Source organism: Bacillus sp. FSL R5-0447, from assembly GCF_038606125.1.
GTDB classification, from domain to species: domain Bacteria; phylum Bacillota; class Bacilli; order Bacillales; family Bacillaceae; genus Bacillus; species Bacillus velezensis.
This window is the reverse complement of record NZ_CP152012.1, coordinates 2594297-2606395: the sequence shown is the minus strand read 5'-3', so window position 1 is coordinate 2606395 and position 12099 is coordinate 2594297. Positions and strand designations below refer to the sequence as shown.

At 50.3% G+C, this 12099-nt stretch carries 2 protein-coding genes; both read left to right on the top strand.

Translation table 11 applies throughout. The features are described from left to right. Window positions 1-6: 6 nt before the first annotated feature. Window positions 7-6303 (top strand): type I polyketide synthase, encoded by a 6297-nt coding sequence (locus NYE68_RS12920; protein ID WP_324636735.1) that lies wholly within the window; start codon window positions 7-9, stop codon window positions 6301-6303. 39 nt (window positions 6304-6342) lie between these two features. After that, window positions 6343-12069: a type I polyketide synthase gene (locus NYE68_RS12915; RefSeq protein WP_324636736.1), complete on the top strand. Its 5727-nt coding sequence runs from the start codon at window positions 6343-6345 to the stop codon at window positions 12067-12069. Window positions 12070-12099: the final 30 nt, after the last annotated feature.

Sequence of the window (12099 nt, the reverse complement as noted above, 5' to 3'; positions counted from 1 at the left end):
AACCATATGAAAGAGTTTCTGCACCGGGTTTTTTCTGACGTCAAAAATAAAAAAATGACAAAACAGGATGCGATCGGCATTTTGCGCGAGTATGATATGCGGATGGGACTTCGCCAAGCGGCTTCCCTTCATCCGCTTGCTCAGCAGCATATTTCCGATGAAACGGGACAGGGATTCTCGGCAGCTTTCAGCGGCCGGGAATTTTTTCTCGCTGATGTTTCTTTACAGCGTAAAAAGCTTATGCCCGGAGAACTTCTTTTGGAAATGGCGAGAGCTGCAGCTGTTTTGACAGTAAAGGAGACTGAGGCTGTCCGGCTGACACATATCGTGTGGTCAAAGCCCATTCTGACTGAGGCTGAACCGTTCCATATCGAAATCAGGCTGATACCCGCAGAGGGCGAAGCCAAAAGGTTTGAGATTTATAATCCATTTTCTGCCGATTTCAGTCATCATGATGTGTACAGCCAAGGGACGATTCAGCCAGTTGATGCTGCGCCCGGCATGCTGGATATCAGCCGCTTGAAGGAAAACAGCGGCTTCCTGATGGATCAGCAGCAAATTGAAGCCATCACTCAGAACGATACCGTTCAATACAGTGAGCACATGAAAGGAATTGAGCGTATTTACGCCTCAGCAGGACGGATGCTGGCAGACATATCAATTCCATTGACAAACCAAAAAGAATCCGCCCGATTCGGCCTCCCTCCCTGTGTGATGCAAAGTGTGACAGAGGCATGCGCGCTGCTTGGCGGCAGAGAATATAAAACGCTCGCCCCGGTTTCATTGGACGAGCTTTTGTTTTATGAATCTTGTCCTGACAAGGTATGGGCCGAGATACAAGAGAAGGCGGGGAGCTTTTATATTGATTTATGTGACGAAGAAGGGAAAATATGGGCTTCCCTGTCAGGGTTGAAGCTGCAGCCTGTCATCAAGACGGGCGATCCCGGAAAAACCAATGCCGAACACCGCAGTGAACGTTTGTATGAACAAACGCTTCTTCAGCTCAAAACGCTGTTTGCCTTGACTGCAAAAATTGCTGTTTCCAACATAGATACTGAAGAGCCGCTGGAAACCTACGGAATCGACTCAGTCACTGTGACGAAATTGAACCGCGAATTGTCTCTGCTTTTCGGTGACCTTTCCAAAACGGTTTTTTACGAATATAAGACACTGGGCTCCCTGGCAGCTCACTTTGTCACGGATTATCCGAATGAATGCCGAAAATGGACAAATGATGATGACCACCGTTCAGGCATATCAGAACAGGTTTTGGCAAATGAAGATTTTCCGGTGCTTCCGTCGTTTATCAAGCGAAAGAAACGACCTGCTTTTTCCAATGAGAACCAGACAAAAGAAGGGATTGCGATTATCGGAGTCAGCGGACGTTATCCGCAAGCTGAAACACTTGAAGCGTACTGGGATAACTTAGCGGCCGGAAAAGACTGTGTGACGGAAATTCCCGAAGAGCGCTGGGAAAAGGACAAGTACTACAACCCTGATCCCGAAGCGGCCGTGAAAGAAGGGAAAAGTTACAGTAAGCGGGGCGGGTTTCTGAAAGATGCCGCTTTCTTTGATCCGCTGTTTTTTCAAATTTCACCCCGTGATGCTTTGAATATGGACCCGCAGGAGCGTCTCTTTATTGAAATGTGCTGGCAGGTGCTGGAGGATGCCGGTTATACGAAGGAACAGCTTGAGAATTTGTATAACGGCCGGGTCGGCGTTTTTGCGGGCATTACGAAAAACGGGTATGGAATTTACTGGAAAAACGGCGGCACCCTGCAGCCGAAAACGTCGTTCAGTTCAGCGGCCAACAGAGTTTCCTATTTTCTTAATCTGAAAGGGCCGAGCATGCCGGTCGACACGATGTGCTCGTCTTCGCTGACTGCAATTCATGAAGCGTGTGAAAACATCCTTCGCGGCGAATGCGACATGGCGATTGCCGGCGGTGTGAATGTGTATACGCATCCTTCGGCTTATGCGGAGCTCAGCGCCTATCGAATGCTTTCAAAAGACGGAACGTGCAAAAGTTTCGGTGAAGGCGGGGACGGATTTGTTCCCGGTGAAGGTGTCGGGGCCGTGCTGTTAAAGCCGCTGTCAAAAGCGATGGCTGATAAGGATCATATTTACGGTGTGATTCGCGGCACTCATATCAATCACGGCGGCAGAACAAACGGGTATACAGTGCCGAGTCCGAGCGCCCAGGCTGACGTGATTTCCGGCGCGCTTGAAAAATCGGGAATACATCCGCGGATGATCAGCTGTATCGAAGCCCACGGCACGGGTACTGAACTCGGAGATCCGATCGAGATTGACGGTTTGACCCGCGCATTTCAAACGAAAACGTCAGATAAAGGCTTTTGCGCCATCAGCTCAGTTAAATCCAATATCGGGCATTTGGAAGCCGCGGCAGGCATTGCCGGTGTAACGAAACTGCTGCTTCAGTTTCAAAAACGACAGCTGGCTCCCTCTTTACATTGCAGAAAATTGAATCCGAATATTGCATTCGACCGGACGCCGTTTGCGGTGCAGCGTGAATTGGCAGACTGGAAACGGCCGGTCATTGAGGAAAACGGAGCGCAAAAAGAGATTCCGAGAATCGCGGGAATCTCTTCTTTTGGCGCGGGCGGGGCAAATGCCCACATATTGATAGAAGAATATATTGAACCTGATAGGGAGATTTATGAGCCATTCACAGATGAAGATCCCGCAGTCATTTTATTATCCGCCAAACAGGAGGCCAGCCTGAAGCAGCGGGCGCAGCAGCTTCTTCAAGCGATCAGAAAAAATGACGTCACAGACCGCAGCCTCCGGGATGCGGCTTACACCCTTCAAACCGGAAGAGAAGCGATGGAAGAACGTGCGGCGTTTATCGTGACGTCGACAGAGCAGTTAGCGGAAAAACTGCAGCGTTTTATTGACGGCGGGACAGACGGCTGCTTCAGGGGAAAAAGCAAACAGTATAAAGACATTCTAGCCGTTTTTAAGGATGAAGATATGCAGGAAGCCGTCCGTAAATGGATGAAAAGAAAAAAATTCGCGAAGCTTCTGGAACTTTGGGTAAAAGGGCTGAAGATTGATTGGTCAGAGCTTTATAACGGCAGCCTGCCGCATCGCATCAGCCTTCCAGGTTATCCATTTATAAAGGATCGGTATTGGCCGGACGATGCAGCGCCGGACAATGTTCGTGATGCTGAAACACATTCTGAAACATTTCGTGAAATCCGCTTTTTACAGAAAAGCTGGGCAGAAAGCAGCAGTGTTCCGGCTAAGGAAGTGCGGGGCGTCATCGGAATAGCTGCTGATCACCAGACAGGAAATTTAGCCGTTGAGCTGTCCCGTTATTTCCCCGAGTCTGAAATCATTGACGCTGCATCACCGGAAATATCCGGGGACGCGGCCCGATTTGGCGGTCTGATTGATGTGACCGGATGCGGGACGGAAATCAATCATGATGACGGCTGGATTCATCGTCTGCAGTCTCTCATTGACAACAGAAACCGCGGCCGAAAGCTTCAGCTGCTTTGTGTGACAAAGGGGCTTGAACCCTTTGCAAATGAAACGATAAATCTCTCAGGTGCAAAAAAGGCCGGATTGTACCGGATGCTCCAAAGTGAGTATAAGGATATCCGCTCGCGGCATATGGATGCAGAACGGACTGCCGAAGATCCTGAGCTGGCAAACCAGATCGCAGAGGAGTTTTTTCGCGATTCTGAAGACATCGAAGTGTGTTACCGAAACGGTGTGCGTTATCACGCGCGGTTAAAGGAAACAAACAGCTTAGCTGAAAAAGAATTTTCATTTCCGAAAGACCATGTGCTCTGGATCACCGGAGGAACCCGGGGACTCGGATATTTATTCGCCCGGCATTTTGCCGAACGATACGGAGTCACGAAACTCGTGCTTACCGGAAAAGAAACAATGCCTCCGAAAGCGGAGTGGGATGATCATATCAAACGGAATTCCCCGTTTTCCGATAAAGTGAGAAGAATCAGAGAGCTCGAACAAAAAGGTGTCCGAACGGAAGTGCTGTCTGTATCTTCCGGCCCTGAATATGAGCAGGCTGTCAGCCGGGTGAAAGAGAAGATGGGCCCGATTGGAGGCGTGATACACGCAGCGGGAGCCGTAGATCTCGATCATCCGGCCTTTATCCGCAAAACGAGAGAACAGATGATGACCGTGCTTGAACCTAAAACAGACGGACTGGACCTTTTGTATCAAGCGCTGCACAAGGAGCCTCTCCGGTTTTTTGCGCTGTTTTCTTCAGTGTCCGGCGTGATGCCGGAATTAGGAGCGGGACAAAGCGATTATGCCATGGCTAACGCCTATATGGATTATTTTGCGGCCGCAAAAGGTTTTCCGGTGCTGAGCATCCAGTGGCCGAGCTGGAAAGAAACGGGTATGGGCGAATCAAAAAGCCGGGCCTATCAGAAAAGCGGTTTAAAGAGCATCACTGACAGAGAAGGGCTGAGCCTGTTTGATGCCATCATGGCAGGCGATTGCGGATCTGTTATTATGCCGGCCGTCATTCACCCGGAAAAATGGGAGCCTGACCGTCTGCTGCTTTCATCCGGCCTTACTGAAACAAAGCAGCAGGAACAGGCCGATACAGAAAGCGTTGAGGAGTGGCTGACGGGCATTTGCTGCCGGGAATTAAGACTGGAGCCGTCAAGATTTGAATCTGATACACCGTTTCAAGATTACGGAGCCGATTCCATTATGCTTGCTCAAGTGTCCAGAGCGATCGGAAAGAGGATCAAAGCTGACCTTGACCCAGCGGTGCTGTATGAATACCCTACGGTTGCTGCGCTGGCCGGATGGCTTGAAACAGCATATCCGGAAATCAAAGCTGCCGTTTCAAAACCGGTTCAGCCTGAAATTCCGGACGTTCCCAAACAAACGGCAGCCGCTGTTATTCAGCCTTCTGGTGCTAGAGCGGCGCAGGACATTGCTGTGATCGGAATGTCCTGCCGTTTTCCGGGAGCTGAATCAATCGAAGCTTATTGGAAGCTGCTGTCTGAAGGAACGTCAGCCATTCAAAGGGTGCCGAAAGAGCGCTGGAAAACGGAGAAGGCGGATTATGCGGGCCTTTTACAAAATGTAACGCATTTTGACCCGGAGTTTTTCCTTATTCCGGAAGAAGACATCAAGGCAATGGATATCCAGTCCTTTCTTATATTAGAAGAAGCGCTTCATCTGTTCAGAGACAGCGGGTACTCGTTACAAGAAATGAAAGGCAGGTCAGCCGGTGTCTATTTAGGAGGACGCGGCGGCAGTATGCCTGACGAAAACCATCTGAAGCATGCAAAAAATCCGATAGTCGCCGCCGGCCCGAATTACTTGGCGGCCAATCTTTCTCAGTTCTTTGATTTGAAGGGGCCGAGTCTCGTTTTGGATACGGCCTGTTCTTCAGCGCTTGTCGGTATGAATATGGCGATACAGGCGCTCTCTTGCGGTGAAATCGACTCAGCGGTGGTCGGGGGAGTCAGTCTGCTGGAATCCGGTCAAACCCACCGGATGTTCGAACTTCGCAATCTGTTAAGCGAAGAGCCTGCGTTTCATATTTTTGACCGCCGCACCGGCGGCATTGTATTGGGAGAAGGCGTCGGAATGGTGTATTTAAAAACAGCGGCCCAGGCTGTAAAAGACGGGGACCGGATTCATGCGGTCATTAAAGGCATTTCCGTAAACAATGACGGCAGAACCGCGGGGCCTGCCACACCGAATATACAGGCGCAGAAAGAAGTGATGGCCAATGCGCTTGCCAAAAGCGGCAGAAAAGCGGAGGATATCAGCTACATTGAAGCAAACGGTTCAGGCTCTGAAGTAACCGACCTTTTGGAACTGAGGGCGATTGAAGCGGTCTACCGTATGCAAAACAGCGCGCCTTGTGAATTGGGATCGATGAAGCCGAATATCGGACACCCGTTATGCGCTGAAGGGATTGCCGGATTCATTAAAACAGTGCTTATGCTCTCGCGCCGAATGCGTGTGCCTTTCCTTTCGGGCAAAGAGCCGATGACGCATTACGATCTGTCCGCCTCGCCGTTTTATTTTTCGCACGTTCTGCGTGAATGGACGGATTCACCGCGGATTGCCGCCGTCAGCAGCTTCGCTGACGGAGGGACGAATGCCCATGTCATAGTGGAAGCCTGGGAGCAGGAGGCGTATACCCCGGTTAGAAAGCCTTTGCCGAGACAGGAATTAAAACGCCGGCCTATTCGTCCGGACAAAGCCGAAAGCCTGCATGAAAACACACATAAGTCCCGTCCGAATACGTTTTGGAAACAAATGAAGACTTACTGATTGCGCTGAAAATTGAACGTCGATATGGAGGAAGTTCATATGCAAGAGCAGCTTCTTATTAACAATCAGCATCCCGTTCTGAAACATCATAAAGCCTATGGAAAGGAACTGCTGCCGGGTCTGGCTTATATTGACCTGATCTATCAGACTTTCAGAGAAAACGGTTTTTTTCATGCCGGCCTTGAACTCAGGCACTTATCGATTTTTCACCCTTTAGCTCCTGAACAGGGAGAAACAATCCTGCTTTCCGTTGACTGTACAGAGAACGGCGAAGAGCAGTGGAAGGTAGAGGTGAAAGGGCAAAAACAAGGTGACGAAGCAGCAGAGACAAAGGTATATGCCGCGGCGCAAATGCATTCCGTCAAGCCCGCCGGCTTCCAAGAGAGCGTCCGGATGGATGCCGTAAAACAAACGGCGGCAGAAATACCGCTTGAGGACATTTACGCGGAATGCAGGGATCAAGAACTGGTTCATTCAGGAATGATGAAAGGCTGCGGAAGCGTCTACCAAACTGAAAAAGAGATTTATATTGATCTGTCGGTGCAAAAGGATCACCTGGAACATGCAGAAGAGGCGATGTTTCATCCCGCATTGATAGATGCGAGCAGCATCGGCTCCAATGTATATCTCGCTCCTTTGACGAGGGAGGAGGGGCAATTATTTCTGCCGCTGTTTTATGAATCGTTTTATTGCACCGAATTGCTGCAGACAACATGTATCACCAAGATAAAAAAAGAATCCGTCACCCGTAAGAAAGATCTCGTTTACGTGACAATGGAGTTTTTCAATGAGGAAGGCAGAAAAGTCGGCGAACTGAAAAACTTCGCCAATAAACTGGTGAGGGACCCGGAACTGATCAATCAGAAACGGCTAAAGAAAGAACCTGACGGGCGGAATGCCGTCCCGGCTCCGCAAGCGGAACCGGCGCCTTCTGAGCCTCGCCGTACGGAGGCTTCCGCCGGCCTTACTGAAGAGTGCATCCTTTATTTAAAAGAATTGCTTGCCGCCCGATTGAACAAACCTGTGAAAGAGATTGACCCGGATATCGGCTACTATGAAATGGGGCTGGATTCTCCGGGGCTGTTGGACATGGTAAAGGAAATTGAACGAAAAATCGGAACGCAGCTTCTGCCGACACTGTTATTTGAATACACGACAATCGCGGAATTGGCGGGATATTTGTGCGAACATTACGGAGCCGGTTTCGGCCATGCTCAAAGCGGGCATTCAAGTGCTGAGCCTTTGCACCGGGAAAAAAAGAGGACGACCCAAATCTGCGTGAAAAAATCGGCGTCAGCCGGAACGCAGAATGGAGATATTGCGATCGTCGGGATGGCGGGACGGTACCCCGGCGCCAAAAATCTTCGTGAATTTTGGACAAATTTAAAAAATGGAGAAAACAGCGTAACGGAAGTGCCCCGTTCCCGCTGGGATACGAGGACATATGAGCATTTGCGATCGCCGTCTGGCAAGCCGATTTCCAAATGGGGCGGTTTTATAGACGATCCGGATTGTTTTGACGCGAAATTTTTCCGGATTTCTCCGCGGGAGGCAGAAGCTAAAGATCCGCAAGAACGATTGTTTTTAGAAACATGCTGGGAAACGATTGAGGATGCGGGCTACACCCCGGAAACAATCGTTCAGCCGAAAGGGCCGAATAAGAGAATGAAAGTCGGTGTGTTTGCCGGGGTGATGCATATGGATTATTCTCTCGCCGGCGCTGAAGCTGCGGCTAAAGGGCTGGTCTTTCCTTATCCCTTGAACTATGCGCCGATCGCAAACCGGGTTTCATATTTTTGCAATTTTCACGGGCCGAGCATGGCGGTTGACACGGTGTGTTCGTCATCTTTGACGGCCGTTCATATGGCGGCGGAAAGTCTGAGACGCGGTGAATGTGAAGCAGCTCTTGCCGGAGGCGTCAATTTATCATTGCACCCGACAAAATATATCACATACGGCTTGATGGATATGCATTCGAGTGACGGGCTGTGCCGCACGTTCGGCGAAGGAGGCACAGGCTATGTCTCAGCTGACGGCATCGGAGCCGTGCTGCTGAAGCCGCTCCACAAAGCCGAAGAAGATAAGGATCATATTTATGCGGTGATAAAAGGCAGCGCCGTCAATCACGTGGGGACCGTCAGCGGGATTACCGTGCCGAGCCCCGTGGCGCAGGGGGATATGATAGCTGAATGTCTTGAAAAGACGGGGATCGATCCCCGGACGATTTCTTATGTGGAAGCGCACGGAACCGGAACTTCTTTAGGAGATCCGATTGAAATACAAGGTCTTGTTAAAGCTTACCGCACGTTTACGGAGGATCGGCAATTTTGTGCGATCGGTTCCGTTAAATCGAATATCGGACATGCGGAATCAGCTGCCGGGATCAGCGGGCTTCATAAAACGGTTTTGCAGCTGTTTCACAAAACGCTTGTCCCTTCTTTACACTCAGAGACGATTAATCCGTATCTCCGTTTAGAGGACTCGCCATTTTACGTGCAGCAAAAAACCGAGTCATGGAAAAAGCCGGCGTATACAGAGAACGGCCGTGAACATGCCTGCCCGAGACGCGCAGGCATCAGTTCATTCGGGGCGACGGGTTCAAACGTTCATCTCATTTTAGAAGAGTACAGGCCTAAAAACCCCGGTATTACGGAGGATCAAGAGAGACCGTATATCGTGCCTCTGTCAGCGAAAAATCCGGAGCGGCTGAAGGAATACGCTGCCCGCCTGCTGATGTTTCTCAAAGATAAAGCGCTTGAAGGAAGCGGTCCGCTTCATGACAAAATAGATACAATGCAAAATCAGCTGGAAAATGCGTTGCGAGGTGTTCTGGCCGAAGTTCTGCATGTTGCGGCCGGCTCGGTAGATGATGAACAGGATTGGAAGGAATTCGGCTTGGATGTCATGCAGCTGACACAGTTTTCTGAGCTGATGACGGATCAATACGGGCTGGCAATAGACATGACTGATCTCATACAGCATACTTCTGTCCGGACTTTAGCAGAATGTCTTACAAACGATGAGAAACATAAGAATATTCTTTCCGGTCTTTTCGGTCAGTCCGGCTTAGATAAGCAGCCTGATGAATCTTTTTCCCTGCGGTCACTGGCGTATACGCTGCAAACGGGACGGCTGGCAATGGAAGAGCGGCTTGTTTTTTTAGTGAACGATCAAGCAGACCTGATCAGGAAATTAACTGAATTTACAGAACAAAAACGGCAGATTGACGGCTGCTTTCAAGGGCGGTCTGACAGCGGAACGGAAATCAGGGGTTTCCTGAACGATGATCAGGATACGGAGGAGCTGATCCGAAAATGGATGGACAGCGGCACTTACAAAAAACTTGCGGAGCTGTGGTCAAAAGGATTTGAGATAGACTGGACGCGGCTGTATCGGGAGGAGAAACCGCGCAGGATGAGTCTGCCGACGTATCCGTTTGCAAAGGAACGATATTGGATACCGGAGCCCGATCATCCCGTCACTTCCGTAAATACAGAAAGCAGGCTTCACCCGCTGCTTCACCGCAATACATCAGATTTGCTAGAACAAAAATTCAGTACGATACTGAACGGAGATGAATTCTTCTTAGCCGATCATATCGTCCGAAACAAGCGTGTTCTCCCCGGGGCGGCTTATCTTGAAATGGCGAGAGCCGCGGCTGAACTGGCTGCCGCGCCGTTAGCCGCTGAATACACGGCTAAAACCGGCATTTCGCTGCGGTATATCAGCTGGATACGCCAGGCCGTTCACAAAAAAGAGACGCTGCGTATGACGACAGGGCTTTCTTTGGAGGATAACGGCAATGTTTCATTTCAAGTGTACAGCAGTGAAAATGATTCAGACATTTATTGTGAAGGCAGTGCTGTGATTGAGCCGCTGTCTGAGGCGCCGGTTTTGCATATTGAACAGCTGAAAGCGCGATGCCGCAAAAAAGTGCTGTCAAAAGAAGACTGCTACGTGGCGTTTGCAAAGGCGGAAATTGTATACGGACCTTCACATCAAGGAATTGATCATATTTATTGCGGGGAAAAAGAAGCCTTGGCTAAATTGGTGCTCCCTGCTTCCGTTTCTGATGAGGCCGAACAGTTTATGCTCCATCCGAGCCTGATTGATTCCGCTTTTCAGGCGGCCATCGGCGTTATGAATGAAGATCAAGCGGGTTATCCGGAGCAGCCGTTAATGCCTTTTGAATTGCATGAACTGACCGTTTTTCATCCGTGCAGTCCGAACATGTGGGCTGCCGTGTTTGTGACGCATGACACACTGGCTGTGCGAAGAATGGACATTGATATATGTGATGAACGCGGCAATGTGTGTGTAAGGATAAAAGGATTTTCTGCCCGGATGGCCGAAAGTGCGCCGGCCGTAACCGATAATAAGCAATACGATCTGCCGGGTAACCTTACCGGAGCCGTCAAACTGATGCAGGTATGGGACGCGGAACCGATAGACAACCAAACCCGCTTCCCCATTTCTGAAGCAAAAGCGGTCATCATAGGCGGTACAGACGGGCAGGCGGACGCGGTTTTACGATTGTTTCCTAAAGCTGTGCGATTTGATATCGGCCAAAGTGCTTCCGTTGAAGTGATATCTGATCGGCTCCGCCGTCTCGGTGAGATTCAGCATATGATCTGGTTTGCCCCTCAGCCGGCTGATTCTGACAGCTATGATCAAAAAAGCGGGGCGCTGCAAATTTTCAGAGCGGCCAAAGCTCTTATCGGTCTCGGGTATGGAAAAGAGCAGCTAGGGATGACGGTGATTACGCACCAAGCACAGCCTATCACCCAATATGATGAGGTGCGTCCCGCTCATTCCAGTGTGCACGGTTTCGTCGGGTCTCTCGCTAAAGAACATCCGAGCTGGCACATCCGTCTCGCCGATCTTGAAGACGGGGGGGATTTCCCCGCAGAAGACATATTCAGCCTGCCCCGCGACCGTACGGGTAAAGCATGGGTGCGCAGACATCAGGAATGGTACCGGCCTCAATTGCTTCCGGTCCAAAGCGGGCCGTCTGAAAGTGTTCCTTACCGCTATGGAGGCGTATATGTCATCATCGGCGGTGCGGGAGGCATCGGCGAGGTTTGGACAGATTATATGGTGACGACGTATAAAGCCCGAGTCGTCTGGATCGGGAGGCGGCCGCTGGACAGCCGGATACGCCAAAAAATAGACCGGTACCGGCCATCAGGCCCGGCTCCCGAATATATAGCCGCAGATGCTTCTGATCTTCCATCGCTTCAGCGCGCCTATGAACAGATTAAAAACACATACGGCACCATCAGCGGCGTCGTTCATTCAGCGATGGTATTTGCGAATGAAAGCGTAAAAGATATGGAAGAATCACAGTTTCACGCCGGCCTTGCGGCGAAAGTGGATATTTCCGTCAACATTGCCGAAGTATTTGCGAAAGAGTCTTTGGACTTTATTCTCTTTTTCTCTTCGGTTATTTCATATATTAAGAATCCGAATCAAAGCCATTATGCGGCGGGATGCGCATTTAAAGACGCATTTGCCCATGAGCTTTCCGGACGGCTGTCATGCCGGGTCAAAGTGATGAACTGGGGTTATTGGGAGCGGGCTGACAATCACATTTCTGAAGAGTTTGACAGACTGAGTGCAATCGGTCTCGGGCTGATCAGCCGGGCGGAAGGGATGCAGGCGCTGGAAACTCTGCTGACGCAGCCGATCTCCCGCATGGGGCTGATGAAGCTGACCAAGCCGATTCCGATCGAGGGAATGAACCCTCATGAATTTGTGACTATCTGATTGCCTGTCAAAATGACGGAGCAAATTTAA